A 403-nucleotide genomic window follows, 5' to 3' on the forward strand; every position below is an offset into this window, starting at 1 on the left:
GCGTATACGCTTACCGTCAAAAGGTCCACCAATACAAAGAAACAGACCAGTCTTAGGTTTCTTCAAAATGGTTCCTCCTCGTCTGCACACTGAGCCATTTTAAGAGTATAAGCTACGTCATAGAAGTCAACACCCTGACCACAGCTATCGCAGTAATGGCAGGCCAATCTCACAGCCTCTTCTGCGCTGCAACCTGCCGCCATTGTACCCATCAAGAACTCAAACGCACTACCCTCGGCAATAAATTCGTTAGTGTCTGGTAGACCCAATTTACCATCGCCGTAGATGGGATACACGACAAGTCCCTGAGTCACCCCAACACCATAACGCGAATCCGGAATTAAAACAGAGAAAGGCACCTTACTCCCCCCCGACGAAGCTTTCAGATTGTCTACAAGATTCT

1 protein-coding gene is annotated in these 403 nt (G+C 47.9%); it reads right to left on the minus strand.

What is annotated here, in order from left to right:
* Positions 1-62: 62 nt before the first annotated feature.
* The coding region (locus Y882_RS20575; protein ID WP_211259219.1) for a hypothetical protein at positions 63-403 on the minus strand (341 nt) is incomplete at its 5' end.

This window comes from Dyella japonica DSM 16301 (assembly GCF_001010355.1).
GTDB classification, from domain to species: Bacteria; Pseudomonadota; Gammaproteobacteria; order Xanthomonadales; family Rhodanobacteraceae; genus Dyella; species Dyella japonica.